At 48.5% G+C, this 13,256-nt stretch carries 15 protein-coding genes; 13 read left to right on the forward strand and 2 right to left on the reverse strand.

The genetic code is table 11. The features are described from left to right. The first annotated feature begins 140 nt into the window (after positions 1-140). A complete protein-coding gene (gene hemH, locus HH196_RS01690; protein ID WP_169450374.1) occupies positions 141-1,217 on the forward strand; it encodes a ferrochelatase in 1,077 nt (358 codons plus the stop codon). A 61-nt stretch (positions 1,218-1,278) separates the two neighbouring features. Next, positions 1,279-1,464, forward strand: coding sequence for a hypothetical protein (locus tag HH196_RS01695; RefSeq protein ID WP_169450375.1), 186 nt, complete (start codon positions 1,279-1,281; stop codon positions 1,462-1,464). Between the two features lie 41 nt (positions 1,465-1,505). Here HH196_RS01695 and HH196_RS01700 read toward each other — a convergent pair whose 3' ends face one another. After that, positions 1,506-2,621: a GNAT family N-acetyltransferase gene (locus HH196_RS01700; protein WP_211160804.1), complete on the reverse strand. Its 1,116-nt coding sequence runs from the start codon at positions 2,619-2,621 to the stop codon at positions 1,506-1,508. Positions 2,622-2,682: 61 nt separating this feature from the next. Between HH196_RS01700 and HH196_RS01705 the strand changes: the two genes are divergently transcribed. Next, entirely contained in the window at positions 2,683-3,114 is a 432-nt protein-coding gene (locus tag HH196_RS01705) for an HIT domain-containing protein (protein WP_169452273.1), read from the forward strand. 55 nt (positions 3,115-3,169) lie between these two features. On the opposite strand, the gene HH196_RS11595 is transcribed toward HH196_RS01705, so the two are convergent. Beyond that, positions 3,170-3,304, reverse strand: coding sequence for a hypothetical protein (locus HH196_RS11595; protein ID WP_256366880.1), 135 nt, complete (start codon positions 3,302-3,304; stop codon positions 3,170-3,172). A gap of 151 nt (positions 3,305-3,455) precedes the next feature. Here HH196_RS11595 and aspS point away from each other — a divergent pair, with 151 nt between their 5' ends. From aspS to HH196_RS01755, 10 genes are all read left to right on the forward strand, one after another. Then, the gene (gene aspS / locus HH196_RS01710) at positions 3,456-5,219 is read left to right on the forward strand and encodes an aspartate--tRNA ligase (RefSeq protein WP_169450376.1); all 1,764 of its coding nucleotides are present in this window, start codon (positions 3,456-3,458) and stop codon (positions 5,217-5,219) included. Between the two features lie 330 nt (positions 5,220-5,549). Continuing rightward, positions 5,550-6,068: a crossover junction endodeoxyribonuclease RuvC gene (gene ruvC / locus HH196_RS01715; protein WP_169450377.1), complete on the forward strand. Its 519-nt coding sequence runs from the start codon at positions 5,550-5,552 to the stop codon at positions 6,066-6,068. A gap of 85 nt (positions 6,069-6,153) precedes the next feature. Then, on the forward strand, positions 6,154-6,783 hold the full coding sequence (gene ruvA, locus HH196_RS01720) for a Holliday junction branch migration protein RuvA (RefSeq protein ID WP_169450378.1): 630 nt from the start codon (positions 6,154-6,156) through the stop codon (positions 6,781-6,783). Between the two features lies 1 nt (position 6,784). Beyond that, entirely contained in the window at positions 6,785-7,795 is a 1,011-nt protein-coding gene (ruvB, locus tag HH196_RS01725) for a Holliday junction branch migration DNA helicase RuvB (RefSeq protein WP_169450379.1), read from the forward strand. Continuing rightward, positions 7,795-8,214, forward strand: coding sequence for a tol-pal system-associated acyl-CoA thioesterase (gene ybgC / locus HH196_RS01730; protein ID WP_248276874.1), 420 nt, complete (start codon positions 7,795-7,797; stop codon positions 8,212-8,214). The genes ruvB and ybgC overlap by 1 nt, the downstream gene beginning before the upstream one ends. 12 nt (positions 8,215-8,226) lie before the next feature. Then, positions 8,227-8,904, forward strand: a complete 678-nt coding sequence (gene tolQ / locus HH196_RS01735; protein WP_169450380.1) for a protein TolQ — start codon at positions 8,227-8,229, stop codon at positions 8,902-8,904. A gap of 11 nt (positions 8,905-8,915) precedes the next feature. Next, entirely contained in the window at positions 8,916-9,332 is a 417-nt protein-coding gene (gene tolR / locus HH196_RS01740) for a protein TolR (RefSeq protein WP_169450381.1), read from the forward strand. Positions 9,333-9,336: 4 nt separating this feature from the next. Then, positions 9,337-10,281, forward strand: a complete 945-nt coding sequence (tolA, locus tag HH196_RS01745) for a cell envelope integrity protein TolA (protein ID WP_169450382.1) — start codon at positions 9,337-9,339, stop codon at positions 10,279-10,281. After that, positions 10,275-11,585 (forward strand): Tol-Pal system beta propeller repeat protein TolB, encoded by a 1,311-nt coding sequence (gene tolB / locus HH196_RS01750; protein ID WP_169450383.1) that lies wholly within the window; start codon positions 10,275-10,277, stop codon positions 11,583-11,585. The genes tolA and tolB overlap by 7 nt, the downstream gene beginning before the upstream one ends. A gap of 321 nt (positions 11,586-11,906) precedes the next feature. Beyond that, positions 11,907-13,247: a Na(+)-translocating NADH-quinone reductase subunit A gene (locus HH196_RS01755; protein ID WP_169450384.1), complete on the forward strand. Its 1,341-nt coding sequence runs from the start codon at positions 11,907-11,909 to the stop codon at positions 13,245-13,247. Positions 13,248-13,256: the final 9 nt, after the last annotated feature.

Genomic DNA, 13,256 nt, shown 5'->3' on the forward strand with positions numbered 1-13,256 from the left:
GGTCAGCTTAGTGCTGGCCCTTTTGTTTTGCGCGATTAAGTGATCTCAATTAAAAAGGGGTGCGTAATCAACCCTTTATTGGATAGTCCTATCCCATTTTGTTCGCTACACTTCCAGCAATAACTGTTAAGGCTTAAATCATGAAGTACAAAGGTTTTCCAGAGTTTTCCCACAGTCAACGTGACAAGGTGGGGGTGTTGCTGACTAACTTAGGTACTCCTGATGCTCCAACTAAACAGGCGCTGCGTCGTTATCTAAAAGAGTTTCTCTGGGACCCGCGTGTTGTCGAAGTGCCGCGTCCTATCTGGTGGGCAATCCTAAACCTCATTATTCTTAATGTCCGTCCAAAACGTTCTGCTGCAGCCTACGCTAGTGTCTGGACAGAGCAGGGGTCGCCACTACTGATTCACACCAAGGCTCAAACTGAGGCGGTGCGTGAGAAGTTGCAGGGTGAGTTCGGTGATCGTGTCGTGGTCGAATTCGCGATGCGCTATGGCAATCCATCGATTGAGTCAGTTTTAGATAAGATGCAGGCAGAGGGAGTGCGTCAGTTGGTCGTGTTACCTCTGTATCCGCAGTACAGTGGTTCTACAACTGCCTCTACCTTTGATGCGATTGCAGCAGATTTTCAACAGCGTCGCTGGATTCCTGATCTACGCTTCATACAGCAGTATGCAGATGATGCAGGCTATATCTCTGCTCTAGCTAACAAAATTCAATCGCACTGGGCCGAACATGGTCGTACAGATAAGTTGATCTTCTCTTATCACGGAGTGCCTAAGCGCTATCTGATGAGTGGCGATCCTTACCACTGTCAGTGTCACAAAACGACGCGTCTTGTGGCTGAGCAGCTTGGTCTCACTAAAGATGAGTACATGACCTGTTTCCAATCTCGCTTCGGTCGTGAAGAGTGGTTGAAACCCTACACCGATGAGACCTTGAAGTCTCTGCCGGCACAGGGTGTGAAATCTGTCCAGGTCGTTTGTCCCGGATTCTCTTCTGACTGCCTTGAGACGATCGAAGAGATTGGTGAAGAGAACCGTGAGTACTTTATGAAGTCGGGTGGTGAGCGCTATGAGTACATTGAAGCGCTAAATTCAGATGCTGCTCACATTGATGCTCTTGCTGCGATTGTTAAGCGTGAGATGGCTGGTTGGCTTGCGAAGCCAGAAGCTGATGTCACACTTCGGCATCAACTTGCAGATAAAATTAGCTAAATAATTGCTTGTTTCTCGCTGTCGGTTAAACTGTCTCTGTTAAGTATTTGGGAGGTCTATTATGTCGTCAACTAAACCACACCCTAAGTTTATGGAAGCGATGCGCCAACTTTCCCAAATGTCTGAAGAGGAGCGTCTCTCAGAACAAAACAGAGAGCTCTTTGATGAGGCTATTCGATACGCTCCTTTGGATATCCAACCGCAGCTTATCGCTATTCAGAAGAAGTACGAACAGACACTTCACTGATCAGATTTAATCAAGTTACGCCTCGTTTTTGGGCGCGCTATTTATTCCAATTTAAATGGCAGGTACTGCGCAAGTTGTTCGCGAGTCTCTGCCAAATAGTCCCGCTCTTCATTACAAAAATCACCTATCGCCTCACGGAATTGTGGGTGTGCAATAAAGTGCACGGAATGTGTGGTGATAGGTTCAAAACCACGTTGTATCTTATGTTCACCCTGTGCACCTGGGTCAAACCGTTTAAGCCCTTTAGCGATGCAGTGATCTAACCCTTGGTAGTAGCATGTCTCAAAATGCAGGCTGTGGTACTCATCCTCGCACCCCCAATATCGACCATAGAGTGTCTCCCCATTTTGAAGTGAAAGTGCAGCAGCGACAGCATTCTCTTCAAGATAGGCGAAAACAAATAGAAGCTGCTCTGGCATCGTCTCGCAGAGTTGTCTGAAGAATGCTTCAGGCAGATAGGGATTACGGCCGCGTTTGAAGTAGGTGAGTGCGTAAAAGTGGTAGAAAAGCTTCAGTTGCTCATCGCTGATTTCATTGCCATTTAGGTGGATAAAATCGAACTCTGCCGTGCGGTTTCGCTCTTTTCGAATCTCTTTGCGCTTGCGTGATTTAAGGTGATCTAAGTAGTGGTCAAAGCTCTGATAGTCACGATTGAACCAGTGATACTGAACACCTTCCCGGATCAATAGATCAGACGACTCCTGAGGTAAGCTCTCCGGAAAGAGTAGATGCCAACCACTTAAATTGTGCTCATTCGCTAGCGCTTCAACTGCAGAGGTGATGTAAGGGTATGCTTCATCGTTCGGAAGTTTTGTCAGCCAGCGTGGGCCGGTGCTGGGTGTAAATGGGATCGCAGTGAGTAGTTTTGGGTAGTACGCCAAGCCATTTCTCGAGTAAGCATCCGCCCAAGAGTGATCAAAAACATACTCTCCCCAGGAATGGTGCTTCAGATAGAGAGGCATCAGAATTAACGTTTCTGAGTTCTTGCTGATTTCAATATGAATCGGTTGCCAGCCGCTTTTGCTGCTCACGGCGCCGCTTGCTTCTAACGCATAGAGAAACTCATAACTTAGGAAGGGGTAGTCGTTTGAGCGTAGCCTATTCCAACGCTCTACGCCGATTTCGCTAATTGCGTTGTACGTCCTAACTTCTATCATCTACTATGAAACCAAGATAAATATTTACCTCTTAAGAGGTCACAAAATGAGTATATCGAAAATGGATGAATTAGAGCTCGAGTTTTCGTTAGCCCCGCAGCTTCAAGCTGATACCCACAAACTGGGTGATTTTCCACTTTGTACGTTACTTTTGATGAATGACGTTCACTACCCTTGGTTCATTTTAGTACCACGTCGTGCCGGAGTGACAGAGATCTACCATCTCAGCGAAGCTGATCAAGTCCAGCTGCTGCATGAAAGCTCCGCCTTAGCCCAGACTGCATCTGACCTATTCGCGGCGAAGAAGATGAATGTCGCAAACTTAGGGAATATGGTTTCGCAATTGCATGTCCATGTCATTGTGCGAAAAGAGGACGATGCTGCTTGGCCTGGTCCTGTTTGGGGTAAGGTTCCTGCAGAGCCCTACAGCGATGCGCAGCTTGCCGATATTAAGCAGCGATTGGATGGGTTGTTGAGCCAGCTGAAAATGTAATTTCTATTTTCGGTTGTAGGAGGGATTGGCCTGAAGGGACAACCCCGATCCAGCATCAGATATATATTTCGCGGTCTTTCGCTTCGCTCAAGATCACTCCTACAGAAGAGTGCTGTTCATAGCCCGGTTCTAGGAGTGCATTACCCGCAGGGTAAGCCGCGATCGATTCGCATAGCGAATCGTTTTTCAAATTCACTTCCTATACCCTGAAATACCACAAAAATGCCCTGTAATAGCCCGCCAATTCAGGTATAATTCGCGCCTTTATGTCCAGGCACTTCTTGGACAATCGATTTTTGTGATCGGAATATCACCTTAGATTTAGATAGGACAGCTTAACTATGCGTAGCCACTACTGCGGCGACCTTCGCGAAGAACATATTGGACAAGAGATTACATTAACAGGTTGGGTGCACCGTCGCCGTGACCACGGTGGTGTTATATTCCTTGATCTGCGTGACCGTGAGGGTATCACTCAGGTTGTATTTGACCCAGATCGTGAGCAGAGCTTTGCCCTTGCAGATAGCTGTCGTAACGAGTTCGTAGTTAAAGTTGATGGCCTTGTACGTGCGCGTCCAGCAGGCACAACCAATGCTGATATGTCTACTGGCGCTATCGAAGTGCTAGGTAAGGATCTTGTTATCCTTAACAAAGCTGAGACGCCTCCATTCCAGTTGGATGAGCACCAGCACGTAGGTGAAGACGTACGTCTTCGTCACCGTTACATCGACCTACGTCGTCCAGAGATTCAAGAGAAGCTTCGTTTCCGTTCTAAAGTGACTCACAACGTGCGTTCTTACCTTGAAGAGAACGGCTTCCTAGATATCGAAACTCCGATTCTAACGCGTGCGACTCCAGAAGGTGCACGTGACTACCTTGTACCTAGCCGTACACACGAAGGTAGCTTCTTCGCACTGCCACAGTCACCTCAGCTATTCAAACAGCTACTTATGGTCTCTGGCTTCGATCGTTACTACCAGATCGCTAAGTGTTTCCGTGACGAAGACCTACGTGCTGACCGTCAGCCTGAATTCACTCAGATCGACATCGAAACTTCGTTCATGAGCGAAGAGGAAGTGATGGCGATGGCTGAGAAGATGATCCGTGGTCTATTCATGGATCTATTGGGTGTTGATCTTGGTGACTACCCACGTATGCCATACTCAGAAGCGATGCAGCGTTTTGGTTCGGATAAGCCAGATCTTCGTATCCCAATGGAGTTGGTTGACGTTGCAGATCTCGTTGCTAGCGTAGATTTCAAAGTATTTGCTGGTCCTGCAACTGATCCTAAGGGTCGTGTTGCAGCACTTAAAGTGCCAGGCGGTAGTGAACTTACACGTAAGCAGATTGATGACTACACCAAGTTTGTATCAATCTATGGCGCTAAAGGTCTAGCTTGGATCAAAGTTAACGATCTAGCTGCTGGCGAAGAGGGACTTCAGTCTCCAATCGTAAAGTTCCTTGGTGTTGATGTCGCTATGGCGATCATGGAGCGTCTAGGAGCACAGAACGGAGATCTAGTATTCTTCGGTGCAGATAAAGCGACCATCGTTAACGAAGCACTTGGTGCACTTCGTATTAAAGTGGGCGAAGATCTAAACATGATCGAAAAAGAGTGGGCGCCGCTATGGGTTGTCGACTTCCCAATGTTCGAAGAGAACTCAGATGGCAGCATGACCGCACTTCACCACCCATTCACATCTCCAAACTGTTCACCTGCAGAGCTGATTGCACAGCCTGAAGGTCAGCTATCTCGTGCATACGACATGGTACTTAACGGTTGTGAGCTTGGTGGTGGTTCGGTTCGTATTCACGATCAAGAGATGCAGAAAGCGGTATTCAAAGTACTGGGTATCTCTGATGAAGAGGCTGAAGAGAAGTTTGGCTTCCTACTTAACGCGCTTAAGTTTGGTGCGCCACCACACGCAGGTTTGGCGTTCGGTCTAGACCGCCTCATCATGCTGATGACCGGCTCTTCATCAATCCGTGAAGTAATCGCATTCCCTAAAACTCAGTCTGCTGCTTGTCCAATGACAGAAGCACCAGGTGAAGTGAGCGCAGCTCAGCTTCGCGAGTTGAACATCAAACTTCGCAAAACACCTTAATTGGGTGTTTAGTTAAGAAAACCGGCTTTTTAGCCGGTTTTTTTGTGTCTGGACTGAGTCTCTGGAAAATGCTGATAAAGCGAGTGACAGGCTGAAGGCCGGTCACCGCCACTCCGTAGCCAGTTCATCGCATCGGTGACAGGCCTTCAGCCTGTCATCCGCTTTCTACACAACTGACGGGATCAGTTTTGAACAGCTTTAGCTGGCCCGAAGGGTGAGGGCAGGATAGCCCGAGTAATTACGCTCCAAACCCACAACAACACACCTATTGGTCTCAATTAAAACTACTGTTATTATGTACAGGTATTTAAATCTGACATAAGGCTTTGCATGCTGATACTTGGGATCGACCCGGGCTCGCGAATTACTGGTTATGGCATCATCGATGCGCAGGGCAGTAAGGCGGAGTACGTCACTAGCGGTTGTATCCGTATCGCTGACGCGAGCCTTCCGGAAAAATTGCGCCAGGTCTTTGAAGGTATCTCCCAGCTGGTAGAGCAGTTTCAGCCACAAGAGGTTGCGATAGAGCAGGTCTTTATGGCGCGTAATGCTGACTCAGCACTGAAGCTTGGTCAGGCACGTGGTGCTGCGATTGTTGCTGCTGCCTCTAAGGGGTTAGAGGTGCATGAGTATGCCGCGCGTTTGGTTAAGCAAGCTGTGACAGGTACCGGTGCTGCAGATAAAGGGCAGGTGCAATCGATGGTTGCGCGTATTCTTTCGCTACCCGGTTTACCCCAGGTCGATGCCGCCGATGGTTTGGCGATTGCACTCTGTCATGCTTATACCCGTCAGGGGTTAATTGCGACTGCAGGTTCACGTCGATCATCACGTGGTCGCTGGCGTCTGTAGATAAGTTTAAAAAGCGCCTAATCCGCTGTAGTTCTGCAAAGCAAAGTGGGATAGGATCAACCTTACTATTTGTTGAGGATTTCGTGTGATTGGTCGTCTAACCGGTGAGTTGGTTGAGAAAACTCCCCCTGAGTTGTTAATTGATGTTTCAGGTGTGGGTTATGAAGTTGAAGCCTCAATGAACACCTTCTACAAGCTGCCGGATATCGGCACATTTGTGACCATCTATACCCACTTTGTTGTCCGTGAAGATGCTCAGCTACTTTATGGGTTTGCTGATAAACAGGAGCGTTCGCTTTTCAGAACACTGATTAAAGTGAACGGCGTTGGTCCTAAGCTAGCTCTCACTATCCTCTCCGGCATCTCTGCCCCTGAGTTTATCCGTACTGTTCATAATGAGGATGTTTCAGCTCTGACGCGCCTACCGGGTGTTGGTAAAAAGACGGCTGAGCGTTTGATCATTGAGATGAAAGATAAGCTCTCTAAACTTGAATCGCCCACTGCGATTGAATTTGAGCTATCTGGACAGGGTGTTGGTGCACCGGTTCAGCCTAAACAAGATCATCGAGCGGATGCAGAGACTGCACTGATAGCCCTAGGTTACAAACCGATGCAGGCTACCAAAGCGATTGAGCAGGCAGCTAATACTCTAGGCGCTGACGCTGAGACTGAAGCACTTATTCGTCAGGCCCTGAAAATGATGGTGGCGGGTTAAGATGCAGATCGAACAAGACCGCTTTATCTCCCCTGTGGGTGCGCCTGGAGAAGAGGTTCAGGACAGAGCTGTTCGTCCGAAATCACTCCAAGATTATGAAGGGCAACCGCAGGTGCGAGAGCAAATGGAGATCTTTATCCATGCTGCTCGAAAACGAAATGAAGCGCTTGATCACACCCTGATCTTCGGACCACCAGGACTCGGTAAAACAACACTCGCCAACATCATTGCGAACGAGATGGGAAGTGAGATCAAAACGACCTCAGGTCCTGTTCTCGAGAAAGCGGGTGACGTAGCGGCTCTACTTACCAATCTTGAGCCGGGTGATGTTCTATTCATCGATGAGATCCATCGACTCAGCGCCAGTGTTGAAGAGGTGCTCTATCCCGCAATGGAAGATTACCAGCTCGATATTATGATCGGGGAGGGGCCTGCAGCGCGTTCAATAAAACTTGAGCTGCCACCTTTTACGCTTGTTGGTGCAACGACGCGTGCGGGCCTTTTAACATCCCCTCTGCGTGACCGCTTTGGTATTGTGCAGCGCTTAGAGTTTTACTCTGTTGCTGATCTCACCAAGATTGTGATGCGCACTGCACGCCTCAGTGGCTCAGAAATTGATGAGGCGGGTGCGCATGAGATCGCTCGCCGCTCACGTGGAACGCCGCGTATTGCAAACCGTCTATTAAGACGTGCCCGTGACTACTCTGAAGTGAAGGGCGATGGCCGTATTACTGCCGAAATGGCTGACTTGGCATTGAATATGCTCAATGTCGATCAACACGGTTTTGACCACATGGACCGCCGTATGCTGCTGGCTATGTTAGAGAAATTCGGTGGCGGTCCCGTGGGTGTCGATAGTTTGGCTGCGGCTATCAGTGAAGAGCGAGACACCATTGAGGATGTCTTGGAACCTTACCTGATTCAACAGGGTTTTGTGATGCGCACGCCACGTGGCCGAGTGCTTACAGATCATGCTTATCGATACTTCGGTGTCGACAAACCTGAGGTTTAATGATGGCGTTTAAGTGGCCTGTAAGGGTTTACATTGAAGATACCGATTTTGGTGGTATCGTCTACTACGTCAACTATCTAAAGTTTATGGAACGTGCACGCACTGAGCTTTTACGCAGTGCGGGTTGGTCGCAACATGAGTTGGCAGCGAATCATCTGATTTTTGTGGTGGGATCTGTGGAAGCGCAATATTTAGCACCTGCAAAATTAGATGATCAGTTAATCGTTCACACCACCATTAAAAAACCACAGGGTGCACGAATTAAGTTTCTGCAAGCTGTTGTTAAGGAGGGCTCTGATAGAGTCCTTTGCCAAGCCGAAATTGAGGTGATTGCAGTGACGCCGGCGATGCGTCCCAAGCGATGGCCTAAAGAGTTAATTACAACAATTGATCAAACCCATCCCGAGGTTTGGAGCTAACAGGAGTAGATAGTGGAAGATAAATTGTCGATCTGGAGTCTCGTTCTCAACGCGAGTTTCGTTGTCCAGTTAGTCATGTTGCTGTTGTTAGCGGCATCTTTCCTCTCTTGGGTGGTGATTTTTCAGCGTCGCAAGGTGATCTCTGGTGCGCAGAAAGCATTCAAACAGTTCGAAGATCGTTTCTGGTCTGGTGCTGATCTTGGGCAGCTCTATCGCGAAGTTAACGCCGAGCCTGATCCAGACAGCGGTGCCGAAAATCTATTCCGTGCTGGTCTTAAAGAGTTTACTCGCCTTACCCAGCAATCAAGTGCTGATCCAGATATGGTCATGAACGGTGTGCAACGCGCAATGCGTGTAGCCATGTCTCGTGAAGAGGAGCGTCTACAAGCGCATCTTCCTTTCCTGGCAACAGTGGGTTCTACCAGTCCGTACGTCGGTCTATTCGGTACTGTGTGGGGTATCATGAATGCCTTCCGTGGTCTTGCGAACGTACACCAAGCGACGCTCGCATCTGTAGCGCCAGGTATCTCTGAAGCGCTCGTTGCAACCGCGATTGGTCTATTTGCAGCAATTCCTGCTGTAGTTGCCTACAACCGTTTCTCAGCTCAATCAGAAGCGTTGTTGGCTAATTACGAAACCTTTGCTGAAGAGTTCTCAAGCATTCTCTACCGTCGTGTTCACGCTCGTTAAGGTTTGTTGAGATGATTAGGCGTCAACGCAATAAGCGTAAGTTGAATGCAGAGATCAACGTCGTTCCATATATCGACGTCACGCTCGTGCTACTTATCATCTTTATGGTGACAGCTCCTATGCTGACGCAGGGGGTTGATATTGAACTTCCTAAGGCGGCATCAGAGCCGGTAGATACCCAGGATAACGAGCCGCTCATTATCTCAGTTGATGCAGAGGGTAATTACTACATCAACCTAGGTCAGGATGAGACTCAGCCTAAGAGTGCAGAGCAGATAGCGGCCCAAATCAAACAGATTCTCTCAGTTAACCCTGCAAAATTGATGCTTGTTCGTGGTGATAAGTCTGCCAGCTATGACCAGGTGGTTCAGTTGATGGTGTTGATGCAAGGTGCTGGTGCCGAACGAGTTGGTTTGGTGACGGAGTAAGGTTTTGTTCGATCGTAGTTACCTACTGCCGATTGTTTTTGCCACGCTTGTTCACGCACTGGTGATGTTGGTGATCTCGGGTGTCTGGATAGGGCAGGAGCGAGATCGAACTATACAGCCGCGCCATATCGAAGCGAAGATGGTGGATCTTAAAGCTCTCGCTGATAAGCGTGCAGCTGAAGAGCAAGCTGCAAAAGAGAAAGCGAAACGCGAAGCGGCTAAGAAAAAGGCTGAGGCGGATAAGAAGCGAAAAGCAGCAGAGGCTAAGAAGAAAGCTGAAGCTAAGCGTCGTGAAGATGCCAAAAAAGCGGCGGACGCTAAGAAAAAAGCGGAAGCTAAAAAAACAGCAGATGCTGAAGCTAAGAAGCTCGCCGATGCTAAGAAAAAAGCCGAAGCTGCTAAGAAGAAAGCTGATGCTGATGCAAAAAATGCTGAGCTGAAAGCGGCTGAGAAAGCCAAAGCTGACGCTAAGAAAAAGGCTGATGCTGAGGCAAAACGCAAAGCTGAAGCAGATGCTAAGCGAAAAGCTGATGAGAAGCGTAAAGCGGATGATGCAGCAAAAGCTAAAGCGGAAGCTGATCGTAAGGCTGAAGCAGATCGTAAAGCGGCTTTAGAGAAGCAGCGAGCGGCAGCAGAAGAGCGTGCCAACCAGATGGTGGGGGATATACAGTCCTATATTCAGGCGCTGCTTCAGGATAGTTGGAATATCCCATCTACAGCTCGAAATGGGATGCGAGCTGTCGTGGAGATTCGCTTTTTCCCGAATGGCCAGGTAGATCAGGCAAACATTACGACCAGTAGTGGAGATCAGGCATTTGACCGATCGGCACTACAAGCTGTACAACGTGTTGGAACATTTGAACGAATTGCCGATGTAGATCCGCTCACCTTTGAGCGAAGGCTGCGTCGAGTACTTGTGGAATTTAGACCAGAGGGGTTGAGATGGTAAGTTTAAAAGTGCTGCGTCGATTAGTGGTATCTGTTTTGTTGTTACCGGCGTTAGCTCAGGCAGAATTAGTAGTCGAGGTGACTCAGGGTTCAACTGAGCCGACCCCAGTTGCTGTCGTACCATTTAAGTGGGCTGGTAAAGCCGCTCTTCCTGAAGATGTTGCTGAGATTATTGACCAAGATTTAAGTCGTTCAGGTCTATTCACAACACTTCCTCGTGCTGCGATGTTAAGTCTTCCTTCAGAGCGCTCACAGATCTTTTTCCGTGACTGGCGCATGACTAAAAGTGACTTCTTGGTTGTCGGTAAAATCGAACCGGTCAGTGCTACACGCGTGGCGTTGAAGTATGAGCTTTACGATGTTCTCAAAGAGGAGAACATCATGATTCAACCGCTAGAGTCAGAGATCTCTCAGCTACGTGATGCAGCACACTTTATCGCTGATCAAATCTATCAGGCTTTAACAGGCAACCGTGGAGCCTTCTCTACACGTATCGTTTATGTAACCGCAGAGCGTGTTACTAGTCAGACTGCGCGATACCGTCTTGAGATGGCGGATTGGGATGGTAATCGTCCACGTGTCATTCTTGAGTCTCGTGAACCGATCATGTCACCAAGCTGGTCGGCAGATGGAAAGAAAATTGCGTATGTCTCGTTTGAGACAGGTCGTCCATCAATCTATGTTCAGTATCTTGCGACCGGTAAGCGTGAGCGCATTCAGTCTTTCAAAGGTTTGAATGGTGCGCCTGCTTGGTCACCGGATGGAACCAAGCTTGCGCTGGTGCTATCTAAAGATGGCAACCCTGAAATCTATGTGTTGAATGTCGTAAATGGTGACCTGCAGCGTGTCACTAACCACTACGGTATCGACACTGAGCCAAGTTGGGCGCCGGACGGTCAGTCGCTGGTGTTTACCTCTGATCGCGGTGGTTCGCCGCAGATTTACCGTCTCTACCTAGCAACGCGTCAGATGGAGCGTCTAACCTATGAGGGTAACTACAATGCTCGTGCAAGTATTACCCCAGATGGTCGCTTCCTTGCGCTTATCCATCGCTCTTCAGGCTCGGGTAATAAATTTGCTGTCTCTGTGCTGGATCTTAAAACGCAGCGTCTAGATATTCTGACTGAAACAGGTCTAGAGGAGTCGCCAACTATCGCACCTAATGCAAGTGTTGTGCTGTACGCAACTCAAGAGGGTACGCGTGGTGTGCTGTCAGCAGTATCGCTTGATGGTCAGGTACGTTTCCGTATGCCAAGTACGGGTGGCGATGTTCGTGCACCTTCTTGGAGTCCGTACCTCTACTAATCCTGCTTTAACTTACCCTACACTACGAGCGGTTTTATTACCGCTCGTAATAATGAAACTAACTCCCCGTTTTAAAAAACTCTCTCAAAGTAGCTATATAACTTTCAGTTAACTTTATATTCAAAATTAGTTAGCTGAAATCTATGTAAAACAACTACATATTGTCCGATGTGCCGCCCGCCGATATAGCGGGTCAGACCCTCTGTCAGGTATAATCTGGCGGATTTTTGGGTGAGTCTGTCCAATTACTACAAGCCCCATAAGGGTTGAGTACTTGGGGAGGGCTCAAAGAAATTTCTAGCGGATTGGAATAAATAAGCAATGATCAAGATCAAAAAAGGTCTGGATCTACCGATCACAGGGTCACCGCAGCAGAGCGTAACAGCTTCGCCAGCGGTTAAGTCTGTGGCGCTTCTCGGTGCTGACTATGTTGGTCTAAAACCAACTATGCAGGTGCGCGAGGGTGATCGAGTGAAACTCGGTGACGTGATCTTTACCGATAAGAAAAACGAGGGAGTGCAGTTTACTTCACCAGGTGCTGGTGTTGTCTCTGCTATCAATCGTGGCGAACGCCGCGTCCTGGAATCTGTAGTGATCGAACTTGATGCTCAGGAAGAGTCAGTTGAGTTTGCAAGCTACCCAGCTGCTGATCTGGCCAGCCTTACAGCAGAACAGGTTAAAGAGAACCTGATCGCGTCAGGTATGTGGACAGCGATGCGTGCACGTCCTTTTGGTCGTGTTCCAGCAGTCGATGCTACTCCAAGCTCTATTTTTGTTACTGCGATTGATACCAATCCGTTAGCGCTAGATCCAGCAGTGGTTATTGCAGAAGAGCAAGAAGCTTTTGCACAGGGTCTGACCGTCCTAACACGCCTTGGTGCTGGCAATGTCTTCCTATGTGCTGCTCCAGGTACTTCAGTACCTTCAGTTAGCGGCGTGACTACTGAGACGTTTGAAGGTCCACACCCAGCAGGTAACGTTGGCACTCACATCCACATGCTTGACCCAGTAAGCCGCAATAAACAGGCTTGGTACTTGGGTTACCAGGATGCGATTGCGATCGGTAAGCTGTTCACTTCGGGTAAGATCAGCGTTGAGCGTACAATCGCTCTTGCAGGTCCTCAGGTTGAAGCTCCTGCACTGGTTAAAACACGCGTTGGTGCAGATACTGCGGAAATGACTGCAGGTCTTCTTAAATCAGGTAGTAACCGTGTAATTAATGGTTCTGTCTGGAACGGCGCTATCGCAAACGGCTCTACTGGTTACCTAAGCCGCTATGCAACTCAGATCTCGGTACTTCGTGAAGGTAACGAGCGAGAGTTCATGGGTTGGGTTGCACCAGGTACAGATAAGTTCTCTGTAATGAACATGTTTGCTTCTGTATTTAGCCCAAGCAAGAAATTTGCATTCACAACGACAACTAACGGTTCGGAACGTGCAATGGTTCCTACCGGTCAGTTCGAGCGTTTGATGCCACTAGATATCCTTCCTACTCAGCTACTTCGCTCACTTGTTGTTGGCGATATCGCAACTGCGATGCAGCTTGGCTGTCTTGAGCTTGAAGAGGAAGACCTAGCACTTTGTACATTCGCATGTGCTGGTAAGTACGAGTACGGTCCTATCCTTCGCGATAACCTAACTCGCATTGAGAAAGAAGCATAAGGGAGATAG

Origin of the sequence: Marinobacterium sp. LSUCC0821, from assembly GCF_012848475.1 — a bacterium.
GTDB lineage: Bacteria > Pseudomonadota > Gammaproteobacteria > Pseudomonadales > Balneatricaceae > Marinobacterium_E.

Excerpts from the sequence above, each read along its gene's own strand:
- hemH (WP_169450374.1), top strand. The coding sequence starts at position 141 with ATGAAGTACAAAGGTTTTCCAGAGTTTTCCCACAGTCAACGTGACAAG.
- HH196_RS01695 (WP_169450375.1), top strand. The coding sequence starts at position 1,279 with ATGTCGTCAACTAAACCACACCCTAAGTTTATGGAAGCGATGCGCCAA.
- HH196_RS01700 (WP_211160804.1), bottom strand. The coding sequence starts at position 2,621 with ATGATAGAAGTTAGGACGTACAACGCAATTAGCGAAATCGGCGTAGAG.
- HH196_RS01705 (WP_169452273.1), top strand. The coding sequence starts at position 2,683 with ATGGATGAATTAGAGCTCGAGTTTTCGTTAGCCCCGCAGCTTCAAGCT.
- aspS (WP_169450376.1), top strand. The coding sequence starts at position 3,456 with ATGCGTAGCCACTACTGCGGCGACCTTCGCGAAGAACATATTGGACAA.
- ruvC (WP_169450377.1), top strand. The coding sequence starts at position 5,550 with ATGCTGATACTTGGGATCGACCCGGGCTCGCGAATTACTGGTTATGGC.
- ruvB (WP_169450379.1), top strand. The coding sequence starts at position 6,785 with ATGCAGATCGAACAAGACCGCTTTATCTCCCCTGTGGGTGCGCCTGGA.
- ybgC (WP_248276874.1), top strand. The coding sequence starts at position 7,795 with ATGATGGCGTTTAAGTGGCCTGTAAGGGTTTACATTGAAGATACCGAT.
- tolR (WP_169450381.1), top strand. The coding sequence starts at position 8,916 with ATGATTAGGCGTCAACGCAATAAGCGTAAGTTGAATGCAGAGATCAAC.
- tolB (WP_169450383.1), top strand. The coding sequence starts at position 10,275 with ATGGTAAGTTTAAAAGTGCTGCGTCGATTAGTGGTATCTGTTTTGTTG.
- HH196_RS01755 (WP_169450384.1), top strand. The coding sequence starts at position 11,907 with ATGATCAAGATCAAAAAAGGTCTGGATCTACCGATCACAGGGTCACCG.